This window comes from Shewanella septentrionalis (assembly GCF_025370265.1).
Taxonomy (GTDB): Bacteria; Pseudomonadota; Gammaproteobacteria; order Enterobacterales; family Shewanellaceae; genus Shewanella; species Shewanella hafniensis.
Genome location: NZ_JAMTCC010000001.1, coordinates 106,911 through 131,308 on the forward strand (window position 1 = coordinate 106,911; position 24,398 = coordinate 131,308).

The 24,398-nt window shown below is 43.9% G+C and carries 25 protein-coding genes; 3 read left to right on the top strand and 22 right to left on the bottom strand.

What is annotated here, in order from left to right; all coding sequences use genetic code 11:
* Window positions 1–114: 114 nt before the first annotated feature.
* Window positions 115–621 (bottom strand): transcription/translation regulatory transformer protein RfaH, encoded by a 507-nt coding sequence (gene rfaH / locus NE536_RS00475; protein ID WP_226058932.1) that lies wholly within the window; start codon window positions 619–621, stop codon window positions 115–117.
* A 475-nt stretch (window positions 622–1,096) separates the two neighbouring features.
* Between rfaH and NE536_RS00480 the strand changes: the two genes are divergently transcribed.
* Complete coding sequence (locus NE536_RS00480; protein WP_071939665.1) at window positions 1,097–2,602, top strand: peptide MFS transporter; 1,506 nt, start codon at window positions 1,097–1,099, stop codon at window positions 2,600–2,602.
* A 100-nt stretch (window positions 2,603–2,702) separates the two neighbouring features.
* On the opposite strand, the gene NE536_RS00485 is transcribed toward NE536_RS00480, so the two are convergent.
* Both NE536_RS00485 and NE536_RS00490 read right to left on the bottom strand, forming a co-directional pair.
* On the bottom strand, window positions 2,703–3,806 hold the full coding sequence (locus tag NE536_RS00485; protein WP_261271454.1) for a response regulator: 1,104 nt from the start codon (window positions 3,804–3,806) through the stop codon (window positions 2,703–2,705).
* A gap of 120 nt (window positions 3,807–3,926) precedes the next feature.
* The gene (locus NE536_RS00490) at window positions 3,927–4,712 is read right to left on the bottom strand and encodes an MlaA family lipoprotein (RefSeq protein WP_261271455.1); all 786 of its coding nucleotides are present in this window, start codon (window positions 4,710–4,712) and stop codon (window positions 3,927–3,929) included.
* 219 nt (window positions 4,713–4,931) lie between these two features.
* Here NE536_RS00490 and NE536_RS00495 point away from each other — a divergent pair, with 219 nt between their 5' ends.
* Both NE536_RS00495 and NE536_RS00500 read left to right on the top strand, forming a co-directional pair.
* Window positions 4,932–6,863 (top strand): hypothetical protein, encoded by a 1,932-nt coding sequence (locus NE536_RS00495; protein WP_261271456.1) that lies wholly within the window; start codon window positions 4,932–4,934, stop codon window positions 6,861–6,863.
* A gap of 44 nt (window positions 6,864–6,907) precedes the next feature.
* Window positions 6,908–7,216, top strand: coding sequence for an EscU/YscU/HrcU family type III secretion system export apparatus switch protein (locus NE536_RS00500; protein ID WP_106651058.1), 309 nt, complete (start codon window positions 6,908–6,910; stop codon window positions 7,214–7,216).
* A gap of 79 nt (window positions 7,217–7,295) precedes the next feature.
* Here NE536_RS00500 and NE536_RS00505 read toward each other — a convergent pair whose 3' ends face one another.
* From NE536_RS00505 to fliN, 19 genes are all read right to left on the bottom strand, one after another.
* Complete coding sequence (locus NE536_RS00505; RefSeq protein ID WP_006082379.1) at window positions 7,296–7,694, bottom strand: DUF2802 domain-containing protein; 399 nt, start codon at window positions 7,692–7,694, stop codon at window positions 7,296–7,298.
* A 228-nt stretch (window positions 7,695–7,922) separates the two neighbouring features.
* Window positions 7,923–8,417, bottom strand: coding sequence for a chemotaxis protein CheW (locus tag NE536_RS00510; protein WP_006082380.1), 495 nt, complete (start codon window positions 8,415–8,417; stop codon window positions 7,923–7,925).
* Between the two features lie 7 nt (window positions 8,418–8,424).
* The gene (locus tag NE536_RS00515) at window positions 8,425–9,420 is read right to left on the bottom strand and encodes a chemotaxis protein CheW (protein ID WP_261271457.1); all 996 of its coding nucleotides are present in this window, start codon (window positions 9,418–9,420) and stop codon (window positions 8,425–8,427) included.
* Window positions 9,404–10,195, bottom strand: coding sequence for a ParA family protein (locus NE536_RS00520; RefSeq protein WP_106651060.1), 792 nt, complete (start codon window positions 10,193–10,195; stop codon window positions 9,404–9,406). Before NE536_RS00520 ends, NE536_RS00515 begins: the two co-directional genes overlap by 17 nt.
* Window positions 10,196–10,261: 66 nt before the next feature.
* Window positions 10,262–10,801 (bottom strand): membrane anchored protein in chemotaxis locus, encoded by a 540-nt coding sequence (locus NE536_RS00525; RefSeq protein WP_261271458.1) that lies wholly within the window; start codon window positions 10,799–10,801, stop codon window positions 10,262–10,264.
* Window positions 10,802–10,814: 13 nt separating this feature from the next.
* Complete coding sequence (locus NE536_RS00530; protein WP_006085600.1) at window positions 10,815–11,942, bottom strand: protein-glutamate methylesterase/protein-glutamine glutaminase; 1,128 nt, start codon at window positions 11,940–11,942, stop codon at window positions 10,815–10,817.
* Between the two features lie 20 nt (window positions 11,943–11,962).
* Complete coding sequence (locus NE536_RS00535) at window positions 11,963–14,185, bottom strand: chemotaxis protein CheA (RefSeq protein ID WP_261271459.1); 2,223 nt, start codon at window positions 14,183–14,185, stop codon at window positions 11,963–11,965.
* 15 nt (window positions 14,186–14,200) lie between these two features.
* The gene (locus tag NE536_RS00540) at window positions 14,201–14,938 is read right to left on the bottom strand and encodes a protein phosphatase CheZ (protein ID WP_261271460.1); all 738 of its coding nucleotides are present in this window, start codon (window positions 14,936–14,938) and stop codon (window positions 14,201–14,203) included.
* A 13-nt stretch (window positions 14,939–14,951) separates the two neighbouring features.
* On the bottom strand, window positions 14,952–15,335 hold the full coding sequence (gene cheY, locus NE536_RS00545; protein ID WP_007649667.1) for a chemotaxis response regulator CheY: 384 nt from the start codon (window positions 15,333–15,335) through the stop codon (window positions 14,952–14,954).
* 47 nt (window positions 15,336–15,382) lie between these two features.
* On the bottom strand, window positions 15,383–16,096 hold the full coding sequence (locus tag NE536_RS00550) for an RNA polymerase sigma factor FliA (protein ID WP_028761175.1): 714 nt from the start codon (window positions 16,094–16,096) through the stop codon (window positions 15,383–15,385).
* Entirely contained in the window at window positions 16,089–16,970 is an 882-nt protein-coding gene (locus NE536_RS00555; protein ID WP_261271461.1) for a MinD/ParA family protein, read from the bottom strand. The genes NE536_RS00550 and NE536_RS00555 overlap by 8 nt, the downstream gene beginning before the upstream one ends.
* A 4-nt stretch (window positions 16,971–16,974) precedes the next feature.
* On the bottom strand, window positions 16,975–18,357 hold the full coding sequence (gene flhF, locus NE536_RS00560; protein WP_261271462.1) for a flagellar biosynthesis GTPase FlhF: 1,383 nt from the start codon (window positions 18,355–18,357) through the stop codon (window positions 16,975–16,977).
* An 11-nt stretch (window positions 18,358–18,368) separates the two neighbouring features.
* A complete protein-coding gene (flhA, locus tag NE536_RS00565) occupies window positions 18,369–20,468 on the bottom strand; it encodes a flagellar biosynthesis protein FlhA (protein WP_107404157.1) in 2,100 nt (699 codons plus the stop codon).
* Window positions 20,469–20,576: 108 nt separating this feature from the next.
* On the bottom strand, window positions 20,577–21,707 hold the full coding sequence (flhB, locus tag NE536_RS00570) for a flagellar biosynthesis protein FlhB (RefSeq protein WP_106651067.1): 1,131 nt from the start codon (window positions 21,705–21,707) through the stop codon (window positions 20,577–20,579).
* An 18-nt stretch (window positions 21,708–21,725) separates the two neighbouring features.
* Complete coding sequence (gene fliR / locus NE536_RS00575; protein WP_261271463.1) at window positions 21,726–22,523, bottom strand: flagellar biosynthetic protein FliR; 798 nt, start codon at window positions 22,521–22,523, stop codon at window positions 21,726–21,728.
* A 4-nt stretch (window positions 22,524–22,527) separates the two neighbouring features.
* On the bottom strand, window positions 22,528–22,797 hold the full coding sequence (fliQ, locus tag NE536_RS00580; protein WP_106651069.1) for a flagellar biosynthesis protein FliQ: 270 nt from the start codon (window positions 22,795–22,797) through the stop codon (window positions 22,528–22,530).
* An 18-nt stretch (window positions 22,798–22,815) separates the two neighbouring features.
* The gene (fliP, locus tag NE536_RS00585) at window positions 22,816–23,562 is read right to left on the bottom strand and encodes a flagellar type III secretion system pore protein FliP (protein ID WP_220590727.1); all 747 of its coding nucleotides are present in this window, start codon (window positions 23,560–23,562) and stop codon (window positions 22,816–22,818) included.
* Window positions 23,559–23,987 (bottom strand): flagellar biosynthetic protein FliO, encoded by a 429-nt coding sequence (gene fliO, locus NE536_RS00590; RefSeq protein WP_261271464.1) that lies wholly within the window; start codon window positions 23,985–23,987, stop codon window positions 23,559–23,561. The genes fliP and fliO overlap by 4 nt, the downstream gene beginning before the upstream one ends.
* A gap of 29 nt (window positions 23,988–24,016) precedes the next feature.
* On the bottom strand, window positions 24,017–24,397 hold the full coding sequence (fliN, locus tag NE536_RS00595) for a flagellar motor switch protein FliN (RefSeq protein WP_028761182.1): 381 nt from the start codon (window positions 24,395–24,397) through the stop codon (window positions 24,017–24,019).
* Window position 24,398 lies beyond the last annotated feature (1 nt).

The window sequence follows — 24,398 nt, forward strand, 5'->3', positions numbered from 1 at the left end:
AAAGTCAGCTATACGAGCAATATCGCTAATATGAAAATTTCACAGGCTTTTAGAATGGCTAATATCTTACAAAATCATTAGAGCTATTCTTACAAATATGCTTGTATTGGACAATTAAACGCGGACTCGTTTGATGCTTTCCTCAGGTACAGTAACAGTTTTCACTTGACCCATTATGTTAAATAATATGTGACAACGCTTGTTTGGGCATTTTTCTTGAAAAATACCTTCTAGATCAACAAACGGTCCATCTGTAAAACGAATTTTTTCCCCAGTTTTTAGCTCTAATGCTTCGGCTAATACCGTTTGGGCAGGCGTTAATTCTTTCATGCGAATGGCATGGATAACTCTGTCGTCAATGGGCGTCATTTTTTCTTGACAATTAACGATTCGATTTACACCACGAGTAGAGTGGACCTGCCTAACGCTCGTCTGGCTTGGGTCAAAATTGATGAATAAATAGTTAGGAAATAATGGAACACGACTGATCTGTTTACGTCCGCGTTGAGATTTCTCTTCAGAGACCATTGGCAAATACGTCTCTAAATTTTGAAGTGCTAAGTTCTGTTGTGCTCTCGCTTCACTACGAGGCTTACAATACAAAAGGTACCATGCCTTCATACGCTAATCTCACTGCCCTATTATAAGTGACGTCCGTTCACGGGCCGCAATCATAGCAAAGATGCTTAAGTCGATGGAAGTAGTTTTTCGCCTATTCCAGCCTCTCGCTCGGTATACATACAATGCCCATATACATTAGTGAAAGCACATCTAAAAACACGGCAACACTATATTGCTGATAATGTCACCACTTAGCTTACCAAAATTGACTTTGGTTGCTTTTAAGGGGTATATAAGGTGGGATTTTAGCGAAAATACTCATTTTACAGCTAAAACCATTACTTTTATTATAAGAACGTAACAATAACCCATACGTAACTAGCGGTTATTCAACAATTAATGAATGCATTTGTGTTAATTGATTGCTGATTAAACCTGCAGGCGATATTGGGACGAGTAACAACCATTTTTCTGTGGTGACATCATCCTGTTTCAGGGGCCCACAGGCAATCACGAGCTTAAGGTGGAAGACTTCATGAGCGTAGCAAAACCACAAGGAACGATGCTTGGGCATCCTAAGGGATTGTTCCTGCTGTTTACAACAGAACTTTGGGAACGTTTTAGTTATTATGCAATGCGCGCCATTTTGGTACTTTATCTAGTCGATAAAGTGCAGAGTGATGGCGGGCATGGTCTAGGTTGGACTCAAGCAGAAGCATTATCGCTTTATGGTACCTTCACAGGGTTAGTCTACTTAACGCCACTTATCGGCGGCTGGTTAGCCGATAACGTACTGGGTCAACGTAAAGCCATTTATTTTGGTGGCGCTTTAATGGCTGCGGGTCAATTCTTACTTGCCGCGCCGCACAGTTGGATCCCAGGTTTAGAAACAACTGTATTCTATATTGGTTTGGGTACTCTCATTCTGGGTAACGGTTTATTCAAGCCAAACATCTCCACTATGGTGGGGGATCTATACGAAGAAGGCGACCACCGTCGTGATGGCGCATTTACAATTTTCTACATGGGCATCAACTTAGGTGCTGCACTTTCAGGCTTTATTGTGGCCTGGGCTTATACTAGCTTCGGACACGCTACTATCGTTGACGGACAAGAAGTGTTTGTTAACAACTGGCAAGCAGGTTTCTTCTGTGCCGGTGTTGGTATGATTTTCTCTTTAATCATCCAATTTTTGTTCGCACAGAAGTATTTAGGCGATATCGGCAGAGTGCCAGCCGCTAAGCTTGAAAAGCAAAAAGCGGAAGAGAAAGGTGAAGTACGTAAAGAACCTCTGACCAAAGTTGAACGTGACCGTATTAAAGTCATCATGGTAATGGGTTTGTTCACAATTATCTTCTGGGCTGGTTTCGAACAAGCTGGCGGTTTAATGAACTTGTTCACTAACGAGTTCACCGATCGCATGGTCGGTAGCTTTGAAGTCCCAACCACTTGGTTCCAATCATTAAACGCTATTTTTATCGTATTATTTGCACCTGTAATTGCTTCTATCTGGATCCGCTTAGGTAAAAATGAACCTAACTCTCCAGTGAAATTTGCGCTTGGTCTGTTCTTACTCGCGATCGGTTTCCTATTCATGATAGGTGCTGTAATGCAAATGGGTGGCGATGCATCGGTTAAATCGAGCATGTGGTGGTTAGTGGGCGCTTATTTCTTCCACACTATGGGTGAACTTTGCCTATCGCCCATCGGCTTATCTATGGTGACTAAGTTAGCACCTCTGCGCATTGCTTCTTTGATGATGGGCGCTTGGTTCCTATTCGTCGCTGCCGCCAACAAGATTGGCGGTGTGGTTGGCTCATTCATCGGCCATGGCGGTGAAAAGGAAGAGCAACTGGCGAATGCAATGGCGATCTTCTCTGGCATTGCCATTACAGCGGCACTTTCAGGCATTATTCTGTATTTTATGGCTGATAAATTAGTGGACTGGATGCATGGCGCTGAAAGCAAGCACCAGACTGAAGCAGAAGTATTAGAAAGTGAAATTGCTGTAACTGCTGAACATGAAGCAATAAAACGCTAATTAGCTATTCGACTGTAAAAACAAAAACGCCTTACTAGCATTAGTAAGGCGTTTTTTTTATGTCGAATTTGGACTGAATACTGATTTCATTTAAGACAAACTAGAGGCTCAACTGTAGGAAGCCACCTTCGGGGATTGTGGCATCGTAAACCAACCCCTTAAATTTATTATCAAGCAAAGCCTGTTTATGTTCAGGCTCACTGGTCGCAATACATAACTGCTCTTGCGGTAAAATACTGCGGAACTGAATGCTCGGCTTACCCCAATCTAATACGCCCAGCGGTAGGCTCTCTGAAAGCGCTAGCGGGCTTAATCCCTCGTCATTACGCAGATAACAACGCAGTCCCTTCCCAGCCTGTGCGATAGCAGCACGGTACTTAGTTAGCTCAATGGAGACATAAATCATATCCGCTTTGATATCGAGTCCCGATTTAACTAGACGCTCATTCAAATAGCTCATCATATTAAATGGTTCAATAATGCTTTGGCTTTGGCCATTTCGAAAATCTTTAAGCTTCTGATTAACAAAACTTCTCAGCAGAACACAGGCAAAAGCGGCTCGATTATCTTCGGGATATAAATGCGCCATATACATGATCAAGTGATCAGTGCCGACCATTGCTGAATCAATAAAGTAACTGCTAATATCACTGTTTTTATACAAACTGTAGTCAACTTTGGCGGCAGGGTAACTGATGTTTGAAGCGGGGAATAATTGTTGCTGCACTTGCTTGGCCGCGGCAACACTTTGCTCGAGTAAAGCGAGGTTATCACTTAACTCTTGATGGGATAGGGCTTCAAAATCCGCGGCTTGGGTATCATCAATGTAGGAATTATGCAGGCTTTGCTTAATGGCTTGTTCGATGATGAATAAATCGGATACTGGCTTAACGAGATAATCACTGGCGCCAATCCTTAGGGCTTCAACAACGTCAGCCATGACATTATTACCTGAGATCACAACTGAAGGAACTAGTGGCGCTAACCTTGTCATTTCCTTAAGCATATCGAGCCCACCAAGCTTAGGCATGCTTAAGTCTGCAAGAACAACATCAAAGTGCTGCGATTTGAAAAATGATAATCCTTCTTCACCGTCACAGGCTTGTGTAACTTGCGCGCCTCTACTATCAAGAAAGCTTGCAACAATCTGCCTAAACACAGGATCATCTTCAACTAAAAGAACCGCAACACCATTTAACGCCATAAAAGTTCCTGAATAGAATTCATCGCATTGCCATTACTCAAGTGAACATACCGATAACGTTATTCGATAAGGCGAACACTTGCATACTAAAGACAAATGCTGTCAAGTACGGCCTATTGGTTACTCTAGCTCCTGCATATACTGTTCGAGTAACTCATCATCATCTTGTTTTTGAGGAACATTACCATCATAGACTTTATAGTCCATGTGTTGTAAATACGCATCTTTGACAAAGGCATAGGGATCGAGTGCATTATCAACGAGTCGCTCTTGATCGATCGCAGATGCTCTGGAGTGAAGATTTTTAAGTCCCCATTTAACAATGGTTTGCCACATTGTTAGCTCAGACAAGGGAAAGTATAGACCATCAACCCAATCAGACGCGAGTTCTCGCACGACATAAGGACCCGCAAACGGTGCCATGAAATAAGGTCCATTGGGTACGCCATAATAACCAAGCACTTCGTTAAACTCATCTTGCTTACGGCTCAAGCCCATCATATCTGCGACGTCAATGACACCTAATAGACCAACAGTTGTGTTAATCGTAAAGCGTCCACCCGCATTCGCCGCCCAGCCCCACTTTCCCTGCAGCACGTTGTTTACTAAGCTGCTCGGTTCTTCTAAATTCTGTACAAAATTATTGATGCCCGTTTTAGCAGGCATAGGAACGTAATCGTTGTAACCATGGGCAACAGGACGATATAAATATCTATCTAAAAAGAGATAGTTAAAATCCCACATCGCACGGTTAAACCCTTCGAACGGGTCGCGGGGATCATCATAGGTGATTTGTACCTTAGCAGGTGCTTCCTGCGGAATGGTATCTGATCCGGGCACTTCAGCCGCTTGCACTTTAGGCAACAGCATTAGCCCCAAAGATAACCCCATCCATTTTAACTTCATATCGCTCTCTTAATATAAATGTACAGCTTAGGCATCAAGTTTTCGCTAAAGTGACAATACAAAAATGACGATATAAAGATAATTCGTCTTAGTGGCATACTATCCAGTATGACAGTTCCGTTGTCACAAGGCGCATAAGCATACTTGGCAAAAAAAATTGGTCAATTGTTAATTTTACAAAACGAATGTATCGCCGAATAAACTATATAAGGTCTAGAAATGGAGTCGATTCCACTTGTTAGCAGTCAAAACCCGCAGTTACATACTGCGACGACCCAAGCTGATGCTCTCAATGCTTCTCCGCGCCCTATTCCAGCTCAGGTGCAAACCTCGCCTGAAGGAGATAGTATTATTCTAAACGGTACAGAATATAATTTAAAGCTTGTTAACGCTCAGCAGCGGCAAATATTATTGACAGCTAATACTTTTCTAGTCACGCCTAATACGCAAAACACGCCACCAACAACCACAGCGACTCAAAATCCCATCAGCCAACTGCTTGCTCTAGCCACGCCTATTGCGCTAAAAGTTCCAGAGGCTGTTATCAATTTGGCGCAACAAAATGGCATATCTCAGGCGCAGCTTTCGGCTCTTGCGGCTCGAACTCAAGGCTACCCGTTACCGAACGTCACTATTATTAACAAAGCGTTTCAATTTGCTAATGGCACTGTTGTAGCACAAGATTCTGGACCTCAGCTGAATCAAGGAGAATTCTTAGCAAAAATAACCTTTCAGCAAGGGCGTCCTATTTTATTACTCACCCCAATACAGAGCAAACTCGAAATCGTTATTGGGGCGCCAGTAAATGAAACTCAGGTTCCCACAAATAAATTGTCTTCTGACATAGTGATCGCCAAAGTTGAACCGGTTCAGATCATCGCTTCCTTTTTAAAAAAACTTGAAGCTATCGTTTCTTTACCTGAACCAACAAAACAAGACATCATACCCAAAACTGAGGTCACGCAACTTCAAGGTAAAGCAAATACGCCACAGGCTACTAATTCAGCCAGTTCTCCCAATACTTTCAATGTGCAAGCCATAACGTCAATGCCAAAAGGTTTAGAAAAAAGTCCTTTAGTCAGTACTCTAAACTCAGACAATATAAATCGGATTGTGAGTCAACCCTCGCCATCCACAATCAGTACAGAAACAAATAGTAAAAATACCTTGCCTCATGGCATTGGTGATTCATTAAGTAAAGCACCTCAAGAAACGCTTGGGGCCTATACTGCAGATGTAAACAAGCTAAAGGATATTTTGGGTTCCAGTGGCCTTAAAAATGAACTAAAAGCTAGTGACGTTAAAACTGACAGCCCTATGAAGGTGGCTGATGTTTTGCAAAAAGCGTTTAATAAAGCGGGGGCACTTCCTATTGAGTTGTCTCGTTCTAACAACAGCTCAAATTTAGCATCAGAGTTGTTAAAGCACTTACCGCATATAGGATTACCGCCACTCAGTCAGTTAAATGATTTAGATGAGCTCAAGGCCAATATCCTCGGGCTAACGAGTCTTAACCTTGCCACACCTCTGTCAAATCAAGCCTCAATGTTCATGAATGCCAGTGCGATTACCTCACTATTTCAACTACTACTAGGCTTTAAGGCTAATAATAGTTCGAATTCAATGAGTAAGAAATTGGCCGATTATCTTGAACAACTGCAAGCCAAAGTCGGCTTTTCCACTAAACAACTTGGCCAACTAAGCAAAGCTGGCGGTCTTGATAGCATGGGGCAATTGGCCTCAAACTTACATTTGTACCAACAGGCAAGCAATGAGAATGCGGGCAATTTAGTCTGGTTCTTTGCACTGCCCTATGGCATTAATCAACGCCACGAGCAATTGGAAGGTAAATTTGAGCAAGAAGTTGATTCAGATGATCCAGAGAAAAAAGCGGGATGGCGTTTACAGCTCAAGTTTAATTTAGCACAAGGTCCACTGCTGATTGCAGCTCAGCAGCACAATCAACAGTTAGATATCCAGTTTAAAGGCAATAGCCAAATGCTACTCAATAAGGTCAATAACTTTTTAACGCCCTTAAGCCAAAAACTGTCGCAGATAGGGTTCACACCAGGCGAGCTCACGACACAAATAGCGCAAGTACCAGCAACCTTATTACCTGGTGATCATTTCCTCGTCAAGACGAAGGCTTAGCTAGGGTAGGATACTAAATTTTTGAATACTTTAGGAATAACCCAATGAGCGAAGAGAGAGAACCTAAACAAGCTGTCGCGCTGAGCTATGATGGTCATAACGCGCCTAAAATTGTGGCAACAGGTGAAGGGCTTATCGCAGAAGAGATTATTGCTTTAGCCAAGGCTAACGGCGTTTATATCCATCAAGATCCCCATCTAAGCCATTTTTTACAGTTGCTTGAACTAGGGGATGAAATACCTAAGGAGCTTTATCTGCTTATCGCCGAACTGATCGCATTTGTGTATATGCTCGACGGTAAGTTTCCCGAGCAATGGAATAATATGCATCAAAAAATTGTTGAGAAGGCATAAAATAAAAAAGCTAATTTTGGAAAATTAGCTTTAAGAGTTAAACATAGTTTAAATATCAATCACTTACAATTACACTCAATCATTTGCGATGAAGTCGGATCAATAACTCGGCTTCCGCTTTGGGTAATTCGCATTCTTTAATCAACTCATCCACACCAGCACCAAGCGCCACCATTTTCATGGCTCGAGTATAAAGTTTAGCCTGTGGGTCCTGTTGAGTCGTCTCTTCTATCCGTTCTGACTGCTGAAGTAGGCGTTTTTCTAACTCAATCACACGCCGACCGACTCCGATAGTGCCACTGCGTAACTCTTGTAACTCACGCTTAAACGACTCTCGCTGACGATCACCTTCTTTGACCAAAACGGTTAAGGCTTCGACCTTGCTTCTTAGTTTGCTCAATTGTTTTTGTAAAAAGAGTACTAATCCTAAGCATGCGATGACATAGACTAACGCTGCGATCAAAAATTCATCGCCCATTAAAAATCCTTATACTCACTCATAGCCATAAACTAGTAGGCATTCCAACTGAGTTATCTATTCCAAAGTGCTGCACTTAAATGACTTAATATAATTAGCCATTGTTCAAGCCGCGATAAAATACTTTGCCTATCCGTAAATTGTAAAGTATTAGCATCATCGATTTATTCGCAAATACACAAAATAGCTGAATGAATTGATATCATTCAGCTTTATCTCGCTAATTGATTAAATCTGAGTCAGTTCGGCCCATTCTTCATCGGATAATAACTTGTCAAGATCGACTAAGATCAGTAACTCATTATCGCGATTACTCACACCTTGAATAAATTTAGCACTCTCTTCAGTCCCAACATTAGGCGCATTGTCGATTTCAGAGCGGCGTAGATAAACCACTTCTGCAACACTATCCACTAAGATGCCAATGACTTGCTTTTCAGCTTCAATGATAACGATTCGAGTTGAGTCATCAACTTCGGCAGACTGCAATCCAAAACGTGAGCGAGTATCAATAACTGTGACAACGTTACCACGTAAGTTAATGATGCCTAATACGTAATAAGGTGCACCGGGCACGGGGGCGATTTCAGTGTAACGCAATACTTCCTGCACTTGCATTACGTTGATACCGTAAGTTTCATGGTCTAACTTAAAGGTAACCCATTGTAATACTGCATCATCTTTACTTGCAGCGACTGCTGCTACATTTCTTGTATCTTTCATGTTTACCTCAACCAATTGAGTCCTGACAACCTAAACCCGCATTAAGCATTTCAACTAAGGCTTGTACGTGCAAAATGCCACACATCTGCTCTTTCACTACACCCGCTAACCAAGGGCGCTTACCCGCTTGACTACGCCAGTTGACTTGCGATTTATTAATTTTTACCGCATTGACCAAGGACTCACAAGTTAATCCCCAGTTACTGCCTTCTAGTAGTACAAGATATTGATAATTTACCGATTGCGCCAGTTTATCTGAATATTTTTCTGGCATAACCCACGCACAAGTGTCGACAATATTTAATTGCTCTTCCCTATGCGTTTGTACACCGAGAAACCATGCGGGTCTACCAAAGATATGGTTTATCCGCTCAATTTTAACTATTCCGCCTAAACTGACCAAAGGCACAGCCAATGTCAGCCCTGCTACTTTAAAGAATAGTACCTGAAACTCATCATCGAGCACTTCTTGCAAATCTTTTGTCACACTAGGAGGCGTAATACCGACTTGTGTTTCTGGCTCAACGACTTCTTCAGCAATTATTTCATCATTAACTGGCTCTTCAACAACAGGCTGTGCTTGTGGTACTTCCACCACAGGTTGAACATCAACAGCAGGCGTAACTTCGACAAAAGATGGTATCGGTTCTACTGTTTTAGCCTTAAGTACAGGCGCCAGCAATTTTTCTAGCGCTTGCTTATCCACTTGAGAAGCAATCTTACTTACAGGTGCAACAAACTCATGTTGTCTTGGCGTGGCTTTTGGTTGTAGCTGTACCGTTGGCGTTATCGCCCTCTCATGAGCTTGTGATCCAGCCGTACAACCATTTTCAGCCAAGATGGCTGCATCAAGTAATGCTGCCTCCGTTTGATTAGTGGCAACATTTTGATTTGAGTCAGCTTTTACTATGCTTTGAGGAGAAACTGCCTGACTTGGAGCGTCGTCTTCCTGCAGCAATAATGCGAAAAAATCAAAAACAGTTTCATCAACCGATTTTGACATGGCCAAACTCCCCAACTAATAAAAAATCTAATAATCTTTCATAGGCTTTTACGCCACGACATCCACTCGCATAATGCGATGCAGGTAAATGTGCCAAACTGGCATCTCTAAACTTAGTATCGACTGGAATAACGTCCTTCCATAGGGTTTCAGTGTATTCTGTGCCCAGCACTTGCAAAGCAGCGGGTGATGCCTTAGTACGTTTATCGTACATGGTTGGCACGACAGTATAGCTGTAACGCGTCTTTTTAGATCGCCCCATCAACTCCATCGTTTTTATCATCCGCTCTAGCCCTTTAATGGCAAGAAACTCTGTCTGCACGGGAATAATAATATGCTGACTTGCCGCAAGGGCATTGACCATTAAAACACCAAGTACGGGTGGGCAATCAACGATAGCCACATCATATTCATCAGCAACTAGCGCTAATAAATTACGTAAAACTAGCCCCATCCCCTCTTGATGACCCAAGGCTCTGTCTAATGTTGCCAATGCCATAGTAGCCGGCAACAAGTCGAGACCATCGACTAAGGTTGGTACTACATGGGATAAAACGAGTTCTTTAGAGAGGCTTTTATGGGCCAGAAACACATCAAATAAAGAGCCAGGAACCTCTTCAGAATCAATGCCTAAATAATAACCTAGCGAAGCGTGTGGATCGGTGTCAATCATAAGCACACGCTTGCCACGCTTAGCTAAGGTTCCCGCTAAACTCGCAACCGTCGTGGTTTTGCCTACACCACCTTTTTGATTCGCTATGGTCCAGACTTTCAAGAAGTGACCCCCACATAAATTGATTCAATGCTAATAAATGAGAATATTTAACACGCATTCCAAAGGTTATTGCTCTTCTCTCGTCGTAACTCGGATACCACCATTGGGTAAACTAATCACTTTAACTCCATCGGCATTTTCAGAAATCACCACTGGCAGCATCTGTGTATTTTTCGGTTCAATTGACTGATTAGGTTCAATAGGCGAAGTCGCAGTCTCGACATCCTTTTTTGGCGTCTGGAGCAGCGTAGGAACTAAAGGTTGCTGATTAGCGTTATCCTTCGTCGTATCCACCCCAGAATTCTGCTTATTCAGCAAAGGCGGAACACTAATCTGGGTAGAGTCAGGACCAATTGTCACAGCCTTTTGTTCACCAGGAGTAGCCAATTGCAACATAGCTTTAGTTTGATCAGGATGAGACGCTAACCAAGCAGCAATTGCTTCAGCTTGTTCGTCAGGGACCATTAACAGTACCTGAGTCGATTCCAAACGTTTTATCTCTTCTCTCAACAAACTATTTTTATGCCGATAATCGAGACTCAAGGCGCCAAGACACAAAATAGCAATCGCCATCAGCAAAATGATGAGCACACTATTCGTGCTCATCGGATGCAAACTCTTAGACACGAACAGACTCTTTTAAAATGCATTCAGCCATGTTGTCTAACGCAATCGACTGAGTGGCAATACCAGCACTAGCGACAGCCTGCGGCATGCCATAAACCACACAACTGGCTTCATCCTGCGCCCAAATGGTCGCACCGACTGCTTTCAACATCCGGGCACCTTCTCTGCCATCCGCGCCCATACCAGTTAGCACAACGGCAAGCACGTCACCGCTAAAGGCTTTGGATGCAGAAGCAAAGGTGATATCAACGCAAGGCTTGTAGTTCATGTCCGCACTGCCAGCGATGACTTTTAATCGACCACTACCTCCAGTACGTTCAACCATCATTTGCATACCGCCAGGCGCTAAATATGCACAACCCGGTTTAAGAAGATCGCCATTAGCGGCCTCTTTTACTTCAATCTTACATAAGCCATTCAAACGACTTGCAAATGCTGGCGTAAAAGCTGCGGGCATATGCTGGATTAATAAAATCGGATGCGGATAGTTTGCCGGGAATTGAGTAAGAATTTTTTGCAAAGCAACTGGACCACCAGTAGATGTGCCGATCAGCAGTATTTTATACTGCTTACCACTTGCACGAATCGACGCTGCTGTTGAGGTCCTCACAGGAGCAGTGGCAGGTGTATGCGACGCTATACTCGTTGTCCCTAAAACGCTACTTGTTGGGCGCACGCTAGGTGTTGAAGCTACGACAGGACGTGCAATAGGGCGAAACATTCTGCGGCGTCCCAATGCCTTAACTCTCTGCTGCAACAATAAAATAGCATCATCTTTATTGGTAGCAATGTCTTCAAAACGTTTAGGTAGAAAATCTAACGCACCAGCATCTAAAGCGTCTAACGTCGCTTTAGCGCCATCATGGGTTAAAGAAGAAAACATCAAGATCGGAGTCGGACATTTAGCCATGATTTCACGGACGGCAGTAATACCATCCATCACGGGCATCTCAATATCCATAGTGATAACTTGAGGATTAAGCTCAGCAGCCATCTTCACCGCTTCGGCCCCATTTGAGGCCGTCGCGATAACTTCCAGTTCAGGATCTTGATTGACTATTTCACTAACACGTCGTCTGAAAAAACTTGAGTCATCAACGACTAATACTTTAATGGCCATTCCATTCCTTAGCTTGGAAACTAATTCTTACTTTTCGCATAATGCTTTAACAATCCTGGGACATCTAAAATCAGTGCGATACCACCATCCGATGTAATCGTCGCGCCAGCCATCCCAGGAGTGCCATGTAACATAGCGCCAAGGGGTTTAATCACTACCTCTTCTTGACCTATTAAGGCATCCACAACAAAACCAATTTGCATCATACCTAATTGCACAATCACTACATGACCATGCTTTTTATCGCCATGTCTAAAGGTCGTTTTATTTCTATGTAGCCAGTGCTCCAAATAAAACAGAGGTACTGCCTTGTTACGCACTATGACAGTGAGTTGCCCATCGACAATATTGGTCTTAGTGAGATCGAGATGGAATATCTCATTCACACTAGACAAAGGTAATGCAAACACTTGTTTAGCGACATCAACCATTAAGGTCGGCATAATTGCTAAGGTTAACGGTACTTTAATCTCAAGTATCGTGCCCTTACCTTTCATAGAATCAATATGCACTGTGCCGTTAAGTTGGGTGATACGGGTTTTTACCACGTCCATCCCAACGCCACGACCAGAAATATCTGAAATTTCGACCTTAGTTGAAAAACCTGGCGCAAAAATTAAATTATAAGCTTCGCTGTCAGTCATCCGCGAAGCTGAATCTTCATCAAGTACACCACGTGTTATCGCGATTTTTTTCAGTTTTTCAGGGTCCATACCTGCGCCATCGTCTTCGATTTTCAGCAGTATATGGTCACCTTCCTGACTTGCAGATAAGGTAATTGTACCCGTTCTCGGCTTGCCACTGGCTTCACGCTCATTTGGCATTTCAATACCGTGATCCACCGAGTTACGCACTAAGTGGACGAGTGGATCGGCAAGCGCTTCAACTAAGTTTTTATCTAGGTCAGTTTCTTCACCGACCATAATCAAATCAATTTCTTTATTGAGTGTACGCGCAAGATCACGGACTACCCGAGGGAAACGACCAAACACTTTTTTGATCGGTTGCATACGGGTTTTCATCACAGCGCCCTGTAAATCAGCTGTTACGAGATCTAAATTCGCGAGGGCTTTAGACATTTCCTCATCATCACGACTGATGCCTAAGCTCACTAATCGATTACGCACTAATACTAACTCACCGACCATATTCATGATTTGGTCGAGTCGTGCAGTATCAACACGAACCGTGGTTTCACCTTGAGGCACATTTGCTGAACTTGCTTTAGCAGGCGCTTTCTCTACAACCGCGATGTCTACTTTCGGTTTTGCGGCAACAACGGGGGCTGGTGCTGCAACTTTCGCAGGCTCAGGAGTCACTGCGGCTTTAGGTGCAGCTGCCACAGCTGGCGACGCTTTTACGTCAGCTTTCGCAGGTGCTCCGCCTTTACCATGGAGTTCATCAAGTAATCTTTCAAACTCATCATCAGTAATTTCATCGGCATCGACTATAGGTTGAGGCGTAGGTGCGGCGACAACCTTTGGTTTGGCCGGCACTTCTGCCTCGACTTTAAACTTGCCAGAACCGTGAAGTTCATCAAGCAATGCTTCAAACTCGTCATCAGTGATATCATCGCCCGATGCAGGAGACGCTTTAACCCGTGCCGCAGGCTTAGCGACAACAGGTTCAGAGACTACGGCGGTAGCCGCCGCAGGACCTTTTCCTGAGCCATGAAGCGCATCTAATAAAGCTTCAAATTCAGCGTCGTTGATATCATCAATACTTGAAGATGAGCTATGACTTATCTCTATAGAGATGTCTTGTGGGACGGGAGTTTCAACAATGGTTTCAATGACAGGCTCAGGTTCGACAATTTCGACCACCTCTGCAGACGCAACTTCAGATGGCAATGGCGCACCTGAACTCAGCATTTTAAGCCTAGCCAACAAACCCGAATCGGCAGGATCTTGCTGCTCGCCCTGCTGCGTTTGAGCAAACATGGTATTAATTGCATCAACAGCCTGCAAAATAATATCCATCAGCTCTGCATTGACGCTACGTTTGCCTGTCCGTAATAAATCGAAGGTATTTTCAGCCTCATGACACACATCGACCATGGGAGTTAAGCTAAGAAAGCCTGCGCCACCTTTAACGGTGTGGAACCCTCTAAAAATGGCGTTTAGCAAGTTAGTGTCATCAGGATTATTTTCAAGCGCAACGAGTTGCTCTTGCAGAAGCTCTAAAATTTCACCGGCTTCGATTAAAAAGTCCTGGAGTATCTCTTCATCTACATCAAAGGCCATCAAATTGACTCCCAGTTAGAAACCCAGACTCGATAGAAGATCATCCACTTCGTCTTGACCTGTTACTACATCTTGACGAAGCTCGGCATTCATTATCGGCCCTTCCGCTTCAATATTATTTTTCTGAGCAATCTGAGTTTCAATCATAGGTTGCTCACCAAATACCGTCAGCATAGAAACCAGATTGCTTTCAACTTCCATAACCAGATCAATAACACGACGTATCATTTGTCCTGTTAAGTCTTGAAAATCTTGCGCCATCAATATTTGATTTAACAATTCACGCAGTCGAGTCGAGTCATTTGAACTACGGGACATAAGATCTTGGACATCGTGGCAAAGAACCTTAAACTCGCTGAGTTCTATTTCTCGGCGCATTAATTTGTCCCAAGATGGCATGACTTTTTGAATATTTACCGTTACGGCATTGGCCAAAGGTAAACATTCTTCTACCGCATCCATGGTTTTATTTGCCGCTTGTTCAGTCATGTCAATAACGTAATTTAAACGTTGTTTGGCATCGGGAATTTCTGTATTGGCTAATTCAGCTAGACGATTATCAACTTGAAAATCCATTAAAGCGCTATGAAGTTGCCGAGTTAATTTCCCTACCTCTTCAAATAATTCTCGTTGCAGTGGAGCAGCAAGCTCCCGTAATAAATCATCTGCCTGACGTTGCTCACCGACACTTAATAATTCAACCAAGTGCTGAGCTTGTTCGAGCGTGATGAGCCCTGATGTTTGTGACTTCATAGCTCATCCTTGCTCAAGCGAGTCGTTCGAATATTTTATCTAGCTTCTCTTTCAGCGTTGCAGCGGTAAAAGGCTTAACCACATATCCATTCACTCCCGCTTGAGCGGCAGCGATAATCTGTTCACGTTTTGCTTCAGCTGTCACCATTAATACGGGTAAATGCTTTAGCGAATCATCTGCGCGAATTGCTTTTAACAGATCGATGCCTTGCATACCGGGCATATTCCAATCTGTAACAACAAAATCAAAATCCCCCTTTTGCAACATCGGCAGGGCTGTTGAGCCATCGTCTGCTTCTTGGGTATTATTAAACCCCAAGTCTCGCAACAAGTTCTTGATGATACGCCTCATTGTCGAAAAATCGTCAACAATGAGAATCTTCATATTCTTGTCCAAGGTTTCCTCCGGTGAGCTGACATTCTGTGCTCGATTAATAATTATACTTATGTCCAGTGCTTGAGTTTAGCTTTCAATCGCAACATTGCCTGACTTAATATCTGGCTAACACGCGATTCACTGACCTCAAGAATGGCGCCAATCTCTTTTAAATTCAATGCTTCATCGTAGTACAGGGATAACACTAATGCATCTCTTTCAGGCAATAATTTAATTGCCTCAACCAGCGCAGAATGAAATTGGTTCTCAGCTAATGCTTCAAATGAGTCATCATCGGACCGATCACTCACTGTAAGTATATCCTGAGATACGCCTAAGTCTTCTATCCCTATGATTTTTCCGACAGAAACATCGTTAAGAATATGATGGTACTCATCGAGCGTCATATCAAGTTTTTCTGCAATTTCTGTGTCGCGTGCATCACGACCCAGTTCTTGCTCTAACTCATCAATAGCATGTGCAACCTTGCGGTTATTACGATGAACGGAACGAGGCACCCAATCGCCGCGGCGAATTTCATCTAACATGGCCCCACGTATGCGTATGCCGGCGAAGGTTTCAAATTTCGCACCCTTGCCACCATCAAACTTGGATGATGCTTCTAATAACCCCATCATCCCAGCTTGGAGTAAATCATCTAACTGCACGGAGGCAGGTAGTCTGGCGAGTAAATGATGCGCAATTCTTTTAACCAACGGAGCATACTGTTCAACGATCGACGATTTATTGTCTAAACAAGTATACGCAGCGGCTTTATTCACTCGTTTTTTCCTCTTGAAAATCTGGTCGTTGTACTAAACGCTCAACGAAAAACTCCAAATGCCCACCAGGTTGCTGCGGTACAGGCCAGCTTAGAATTTTATTTGCCAACCCTTGATACGCAATCGCTGCTGGTGATTTAGGATACGCTTCAACCACCAATTTTTGTTTACGAACAGATTTACGTAAGTTTTCGTCAAATGGGATTGTTGCAACCAATTCAAGGGCGACATCCAAAAATCTGTCGGTCACTTTACTGAGTTTAGCAAATAATTCCATACCTTCTCGTAAACTACGCACCATATTGGCAACTATTTTAAAACGGAACACGCCATGCTCACGGCTGAGGATTTTTATCAGGGCATAGGCATCGGTAATTGATGTGGGTTCATCACAAACAACGACCAGCACATCCTGCGATGCACGTGAGAAACTGAGCACCATATCTGAAATCCCAGCAGCAGTATCTACGACTAGAATATCAAACTGAGTCCGCATCTCACTAAATGCGCGAATTAACCCGGCATGTTGCGCTGGACTTAATTCCACCATCCCTTGTGTTCCTGAAGTGGCTGGTACTATGCCAATCCCTTTAGGGCCACGAACGATAATATCGTCAAGCTCTGCATCACCGGAGAGGACATGGGAGAGGTTACGCTCGGCACGAATACCCAGCATGACATCGACGTTTGCTAAGCCAAGGTCAGCATCAAGTACCAAGACACGCTTGCCTTTTTCGGCTAATGCCACAGCTGCATTAATGGAAACGCTGGTTTTACCAACGCCACCTTTACCACCTGTGACCGCGATTACTTTCACTTTTTCGTTATAGGGTTGATTCATCATACGTAAACCACTTGCTTGATCCAGGGTCATAAATCTACTCAAATGCACAGGCCATATTATCTGACCACGCTGTGTCTTGTAATGATTGTTGTTCAGTACTATCTAACGCTGCGAGTGCCTGCTGGGCTAAATCTAAGGTATCCGCAACTTTCATATCTTCAGGAACTCTTTGTCCATCAGTAACATAACTTAATGGTAATCCGTTTTGGATCAACACACTTAATGCCCCTGCTAACGACACAGATTCATCGAGTTTTGTGAGAACGACACCAGATAGGGGAATGCGTTTAAAATGATTGACTGCATCTTGCAGCACACGGCGCTGTCCTGTCGCAGACAGTACCAGATAACTGCGGATAGGTATCCTGCTATTTGCAGTTAAATTATCAAGTTGCTGGTAAAGACGCATATCTCGCTGTCCCATGCCAGCCGTATCTATCAATACTAGCTTGCGATTCCTAAACTGATAGAGAATTTGCTCTAATTCATTCAGATCATGAGCTTGCTTTACTGGGCAGCCCATTATTTTGCCATAAGTTGCTAATTGCTCATAGGCTCCGATGCGATAATGATCTGTCGTTATAAGAGCAACATGCTCAGCACCGTGATGGGCTGCAAAACGGGCTGCAAGTTTCGCTAATGACGTGGTTTTACCCACACCAGTTGGACCCACCAATGCCACCACGCCGCCCTGGTTAACAATATCATCACCTTGATTATCAAGCATATTAGCTAAACTTTGAGGTAAAGCTCTGACTAATTCTGCAGGCGTATAATGTTGGCTCAGCGCCGCTAATTTATTCGCAACAGCTGGGGAAAATTCAGCCTCAAGTAACTTGGCTTCGAGCATAGCACCGACTGGGTCGATGCGTTTTTTATGTTCTGTCATCAAAGAGGACACTTGATGTGTCAGTAAATTACGCAGTGATGCTAACTCATCACGCATTGCCTCAATATCTGCGCTTTGTTTCTGTGATGTTTGTGGCTTCTTATCAAAAGTAGCAGGCGCTTCGCGACGCTCCACTTTTGCCGCTGCCGGCGCTTGTAAGCCCTTTGCCCATGCGGGTAACGTGGCATCCACTTGCTGATGCGACATTTGTTGATTCAAACGGCTTTGTTGCTTCTCTAGCAAGGCTTGTAATGAGTCAGCAGGTGCAGCTGGCTTAGCTCGGGTTTCAGCCCGTACTGGCTGCTTAGCACCCAGGGACACAAGATCGTCACTCACGTCCATAAAGGTTGGCGCTGGCGCAGTTGCTGCGGTTTTTGCTTTAGGTTCGTCATAGTCAACGGCGGCGACAATTTCGATGCCCCCATTCACTTTCTTATTCGACATAATGACGGCATCTGAGCCGAGTGTTTCTTTCACTTGGGCCAGTGCGGCGCGCATGTCTTTGGCAAAAAATCGTTTAATCTTCACTTATGCGTCCTCTACTGGCCGACTGCAGATACGATACGTATTTGCTTCTCATCAGGTATTTCTTGATATGAAATGACTCTGAGATTAGGAATAGTATGTTTAACAAAGCGTGACAGCGTCGCGCGTAACATACCTGACGTCAACAATATGGCGGGTTGTCCGACCATTTCTTGCTTCTGAGCCGCATCGGCAAGGGACTGCTGCATGCGTTCTGCAAGACCGGGTTCAATGTTAGGACCATCACCACCGGTTGCTTGCATTGACTGATGCAACATCTGTTCCAACTCTGGCGCCAAAGTTATGACAGGGATTTCGAGCTCTGGGCCTGAGATTTCCTGAACGATCATACGTTTCAACGCGATACGGACTGCAGCGGTCAAGACTTCAGTGTCATTACTCTTAGTGCCGTATTCTAACAAAGTTTGCACTATAGTACGCAAGTCTCTGACTGAAACCCCTTCATTTAATAGGTTCTGCATCACTTTTACGACATGCCCTAACGGCATGACATCAGGAATAAAGCCATCCACCAGCTTAGGCGAATGTTTCGCAAGCATATCCATCAGTTGTTGCACTTCTTCGTATCCTAACAACTTAGCAGCATTATTGGTCAGCAATTGACTAATATGGGTTGCCACAACCGTAGCGGCATCGACAACCGTATACCCTAATGTTTGGGCATGCTCACGTAATTCAGGGGCAATCCATACTGCTTCAAGACCAAAAGCTGGATCGCGCGTTTCGATACCATCGAGCTTGCCATAGACTTGGCCAGGATTAATCGCCAATTCGCAGTCGTGACGAATATCCGCCTCACCAACAACAACGCCCATTAGAGAAATGCGGTAGGCATTAGGTGACAAATCTAAGTTATCGCGAATATGCACCGCAGGCACTAAGAAGCCCAACTCTTGCGATAACTTCTTACGGACGCCTTTGATACGGCTTAATAACTCGCCACCTTGGCCCTTATCGACCAGTGGAATTAAGCGATAGCCAACCTCAAGGCCAATAGTATCAACATGATGCACATCGTCCCAGCCCAGTTCTTTAGGCTCTTTATCTTGTCTCTCAATCGGACCAGATTTGACTTGTTCTAGGGCTTTAATACGTTTCGTCTCATTGCGCTTATAGACAAAATAGGCAGCACCCGCAGTAATAAAGGCGAAGCTTAAGAACGCCATATGCGGCATGCCAGGGACAATACCCATGACAAATAACACTCCGGCGGCGATACCCAATGATTTATGACTGTCAAACATCTGACTCATCATCATTTGGCCCATATCGCCCGATTCATTTTGACGGGTTACCATCAAGGCAGCAGCGATTGACAACAACAAACCTGGGATCTGCGCCACCAGACCATCACCAATGGTCAGCAAGGTATAAATTTCAACCGCTTCAGAGAAACTTAAGCCATGTTGAACAATACCTATGATGAAACCACCTAAGATGTTAATCACTAAAATCATGATACCCGCAATTGCATCACCTTTTACGAATTTTGAAGCACCATCCATCGCGCCATAAAAATCAGCTTCACGGGTCACTTCGGCGCGACGTAATCTTGCTTGATCTTGATTCAAAGTTCCGGCATTTAAGTCGGCATCAATAGCCATTTGCTTACCAGGCATAGCGTCCAAGGTAAAGCGGGCGCTCACTTCTGCGATACGACCGGCACCTTTAGTCACCACCGCAAAGTTGATGATAATCAAAATGATGAATACAACTAAACCAACGGCATAGTTACCGCCAATCACCACAGAACCGAAGGCTTCAATGACCTTACCAGCCGCATCCCCCCCATTATGCCCCTCGAGTAACACTACACGAGTAGAAGCGACGTTTAGCGCAAGGCGTAATAACGTCGCCACTAGCAGGACACTTGGGAAAGCGGCAAAATCCAACGGTCTATCAGTATAAATTGCGACTAATAATACGATGAGCGCTAAGGCTATGTTGAATGAAAAAAGTATGTCTAGTAAGAATGGAGGGATAGGTAAAACTATCATGGCCAATGCTGCGAGTACGAGTATAGGAGTGCCTATACCTTTAAACGTGCTCAAGCGCATTTGTTTTACTTGACCTAAGGTCGCTCTAACATCCATTCATATTTACCTAAACTTTGACGTATGACAGCATGAAAGCAAAAAGTACGCCAATAGCGTATTGGCGCACAATAATATCACGACTTCAAAGAATTTTTAGCTTAGATCTTAATATTTTAACTCATCGGGAATGGGTTGATTAAGTGGGATTGGAATAGGCTTGCGACCTCGGCCTTTTTGGTATTGGCGCAACTGGAACACATAGGCCAAAATCTGCGCCACAGCAGTAAACAGTCCTTCAGGGATTTGTTGATCCAACTTAGTTGTATGGTATATAGCTCTTGCTAATGGCGGAGCAGAGACGATTGTCACATTATGGGCGCGGGCAATCTCACGAATTTTAAATGCGACATCATCAACACCTTTGGCAACAACAAAAGGCGCGACTGAACGCTGCACGTCATATTTAATCGCTACCGCAAAATGCTCAGGGTTAACAACGATGACATCGGCATTGGGTACTTCAGCCATCATTCGACGCTGAGCCAACTCGCGTTGCATCTGCCGTACCCGTCCTTTAACTTCAGGCTTCCCTTCAGTATCTTTATACTCATCCTTTACTTCTTGTTTGGTCATCTTGAGTTGCTTATTGTGATTCCAAAGTTGAAATGGAACATCGATGACGACAATCAACAAAATAGAGGAACATAACAAAATAAACATCCACACGAGCAAATCTAATGCGTGGTAAACATTGCCAGGAAGATGATCACTAGACAACAACAGAATTTCATTGAAATAAAAGCTCAGTAATAAATATGCAGAAAATGCCACCACAGAAAACTTGGCAATCCCTTTCGTCAGCTCAACTAGCGCCTGCACACCGAACATACGCTTCAAACCTGCTGCAGGGCTCATTTTACTGGCCTTGGGCATCATAGCTTGGGTCGAGAAATTCATTCCACCTAAAGCCACGTTGCCAATAAAAGCAACAACCACAATTAACAGCATTATTTTTGCCATGGGCCAGACGATTTCACCCGCGACAACACCCCAAACATTAAACATTTCTTCAGTATCAAAAACTTGCGCCCTGTCCATGGTGAAAACAGTCTCAAACACCCGAGTTAAACTCTTGGCTAGACTTGGACCTAGCATATAAAAACCACACGCAGCAGAAATTAATACCGCTGCTGTACCGAGTTCTTTCGAACGCGCAATCTGTCCTTTTTCCCGCGCCTGTTCAAGACGCCTCCCTGTGGGTTCCTCACTGCGTTCACCGCTTGATTCTTCAGCCATGGGCAGCTCCTAATACCGTCATATCAAACCATCGACGTTACATTGAAGCGCTAACATATCGCAAAGCAGCACTTGAGCCGCAGCCCACACTTCATCGAAATGGGCCATAACAGGCGTTAAGGTTAACCAAAGAATAAATAACCCGCCAATCATAGTGATCGGAAAACCAATAGAGAAAATGTTTAATTGCGGCGCGGCGCGAGTCATCACACCGAAGGACAAGTTCACTAATAACAAGGCAATAATCGCGGATATTGACATAGTTAATGCCGCACCAAACATATACGAGCCCCAATCAGCTAAAGCGCGGTAGCTAGTAAGAGTTAATCCTTGATTAGAAATGGGTAGGGTCTCAAAACTCGCCACCAACATACGGATCATCAATAGATGTCCATCGACGGCTAAGAAGATTAATGTCGCCAATAATAGAAAAAAGTTACCAATAACGGGTGTTTGCTGACCCGAACCAGGATCAACCATAGAAGCAAACCCGAGACTGGTTTGCATACCAATAATCTGGCCGGTTAATACAAAAACTTGCATCACCATTTGAGTCACAAACCCCATGGCAACACCAATAATGATTTGCTGCGCAGTAATAAATACTGCACTGAGTGAGAATAGATCGGCATTTTGAACCGGAGGAAGGACTGGCGCGATCGCAAAGGTAATCGCCATGGCCAATAATAGACGCACACGAGTTGGAGTGGTTGCGGCCCCAAACACCACCATAACCATTAGCATACTCGCGACCCGAAACAGCGGCCACATATAAGCGGCAATGGTCTGCACTAACGTATCGAGCAGCAGCTCCATTGGGTTAGCCTATTACTTGCGGAATGCGATTAACCATCTCGACAAAAAAGTCCATCAAAGTTTCAACCAACCAATGCCCCATAAACATTAGCGCAAGCAGCGTTATGATTAAACGCGGAAGAAAACTTAAGGTTTGCTCGTTAATCGAAGTCGCGGCTTGAAACACGGCGACAATCAAACCAATACCCAGCCCTGGTAATACAATAGCTGACACCATAATAACAATTACGGATAGAGCTTCACGAAAAATATCAATCAGCGCCTCTGGACTCATGTAAGTACTCTCCCTTGGCTACCCGAAACTATTCGCTAATGTCCCTAGAACTAAGCTCCAACCATCGACGAGCACAAACAACATGATCTTAAACGGTAGCGACACTATCATAGGAGATAACATCATCATACCCATGGCCATTAAGATACTGGCGACCACTAGATCTAACACTAAAAACGGCACGAACAACATAAAGCCAATTTGAAAAGCTGTTTTCAGCTCGCTGGTAATAAAGGCGGGGATCAGCACACTCATAGGGGCTTCTTCAGGCGACTTAATGTTTTTGTAGCCTGAAATCTCAATAAAGGTTTTTAAGTCTGTGGTCCTAACCTGCCCTAGCATAAAGCTTCTTATTGGTTCTTTACCTTTTTCGAACGCTTGCTGCAGGGTTAACTGCTCCTCGATGTAAGGCTTAACCCCTTCGTCATAAATCCGGTCAAATACCGGCGCCATAATAAAAAAGGTCATGAATAAACTCATGCCAATTAATACTTGATTGGAAGGTGTTTGTTGTAAGCCAATAGCTTGACGTAATATAGACAGAACAATGATGATCCGCGTGAAAGAGGTCAACATGATGAGCATCGCAGGTAAAAAACTCAACGATGTCATCAGCAGTAAAATCTGCATTGTGACTGAGTATTCTGTGGAGCCGTCTGGTCCTGTTGTTACAGTCACTGCAGGCAAAACACCATCAGCGGCCCATGCCGACGGCATGCATAACAGAATAACGAACCCAACTAACGCGAGGATACGTGTTATCATTGTTTTGATTTCGCCTGACGTAGCCGACTCGCAAAGGAATCAGACTCTATATGAATAGGTTCAACTAACTTATCAATCAAACTCACCTGCTGCGAGCTAACGCCAAGTAAATATTGCTGCTCCCCCACCTGCACTAAGACTAAACGCTCTTTCTGACCGAGCGAAGTCACGGCTATGGTTTTTAAAACACCGTTGGTCGTGGGAACTAAATTGAACCGTCTTAATAAATAAGCTAACGCAAAAATTAAGAGTAAAACCAGAATTAAGCCACCTAACATACTCGCTAGGGTTGCGACTTGAGAAGGTTCAGCCATTTTTGCGGCCGAAGATGTCACTGCTGTTACGCCTTGAGCACTATCGCCTACAAGACTCTCAGTTTTTGCTTGAGATACTGCAGCTAAACTGAGTATTACCGAAATAGTCATTCTGGTTCCAACTTTCGTTGATGAGACAATTATTTAAGCTTTTTAATTCGCTCGGTTTGACTGATCACATCGGTTAAACGAATACCGAATTTATCGTTTACAACCACAACCTCACCATGCGCAATCAGCGTACCGTTAACCATCACATCTAAAGGTTCACCTGCAACTCTGTCGAGCTCAACCACAGAACCTTGGTTTAACTGCAACAGGTTACGAATACTGATATAGCTACGGCCCACTTCCATAGAGATAGTGACGGGGATATCTAAAATAGTGTCTAATTTCGCCGCTTCTGCTTTAGAGATAGGTCTCGAATCATCAACTAATTCATCGAGCTCAATCGCGTTAGCTTCTTCTAAGGCTTGTTCTGCCATTGCTGCAGCCCAATCATCCGTATCGTCTGTGCTCATC

Bases quoted from the DNA above. Each gene is read 5' to 3' on its own strand.
- rfaH (WP_226058932.1), bottom strand. From the start codon at position 621: ATGAAGGCATGGTACCTTTTGTATTGTAAGCCTCGTAGTGAAGCGAGA.
- NE536_RS00480 (WP_071939665.1), top strand. From the start codon at position 1,097: ATGAGCGTAGCAAAACCACAAGGAACGATGCTTGGGCATCCTAAGGGA.
- NE536_RS00485 (WP_261271454.1), bottom strand. From the start codon at position 3,806: ATGGCGTTAAATGGTGTTGCGGTTCTTTTAGTTGAAGATGATCCTGTG.
- NE536_RS00490 (WP_261271455.1), bottom strand. From the start codon at position 4,712: ATGAAGTTAAAATGGATGGGGTTATCTTTGGGGCTAATGCTGTTGCCT.
- NE536_RS00495 (WP_261271456.1), top strand. From the start codon at position 4,932: ATGGAGTCGATTCCACTTGTTAGCAGTCAAAACCCGCAGTTACATACT.
- NE536_RS00500 (WP_106651058.1), top strand. From the start codon at position 6,908: ATGAGCGAAGAGAGAGAACCTAAACAAGCTGTCGCGCTGAGCTATGAT.
- NE536_RS00505 (WP_006082379.1), bottom strand. From the start codon at position 7,694: ATGGGCGATGAATTTTTGATCGCAGCGTTAGTCTATGTCATCGCATGC.
- NE536_RS00510 (WP_006082380.1), bottom strand. From the start codon at position 8,417: ATGAAAGATACAAGAAATGTAGCAGCAGTCGCTGCAAGTAAAGATGAT.
- NE536_RS00515 (WP_261271457.1), bottom strand. From the start codon at position 9,420: ATGTCAAAATCGGTTGATGAAACTGTTTTTGATTTTTTCGCATTATTG.
- NE536_RS00525 (WP_261271458.1), bottom strand. From the start codon at position 10,801: ATGAGCACGAATAGTGTGCTCATCATTTTGCTGATGGCGATTGCTATT.
- NE536_RS00530 (WP_006085600.1), bottom strand. From the start codon at position 11,942: ATGGCCATTAAAGTATTAGTCGTTGATGACTCAAGTTTTTTCAGACGA.
- NE536_RS00535 (WP_261271459.1), bottom strand. From the start codon at position 14,185: ATGGCCTTTGATGTAGATGAAGAGATACTCCAGGACTTTTTAATCGAA.
- NE536_RS00540 (WP_261271460.1), bottom strand. From the start codon at position 14,938: ATGAAGTCACAAACATCAGGGCTCATCACGCTCGAACAAGCTCAGCAC.
- NE536_RS00555 (WP_261271461.1), bottom strand. From the start codon at position 16,970: ATGACCCTGGATCAAGCAAGTGGTTTACGTATGATGAATCAACCCTAT.
- flhA (WP_107404157.1), bottom strand. From the start codon at position 20,468: ATGGATGTTAGAGCGACCTTAGGTCAAGTAAAACAAATGCGCTTGAGC.
- flhB (WP_106651067.1), bottom strand. From the start codon at position 21,707: ATGGCTGAAGAATCAAGCGGTGAACGCAGTGAGGAACCCACAGGGAGG.
- fliR (WP_261271463.1), bottom strand. From the start codon at position 22,523: ATGGAGCTGCTGCTCGATACGTTAGTGCAGACCATTGCCGCTTATATG.
- fliQ (WP_106651069.1), bottom strand. From the start codon at position 22,797: ATGAGTCCAGAGGCGCTGATTGATATTTTTCGTGAAGCTCTATCCGTA.
- fliP (WP_220590727.1), bottom strand. From the start codon at position 23,562: ATGATAACACGTATCCTCGCGTTAGTTGGGTTCGTTATTCTGTTATGC.
- fliO (WP_261271464.1), bottom strand. From the start codon at position 23,987: ATGACTATTTCGGTAATACTCAGTTTAGCTGCAGTATCTCAAGCAAAA.
- fliN (WP_028761182.1), bottom strand. From the start codon at position 24,397: ATGAGCACAGACGATACGGATGATTGGGCTGCAGCAATGGCAGAACAA.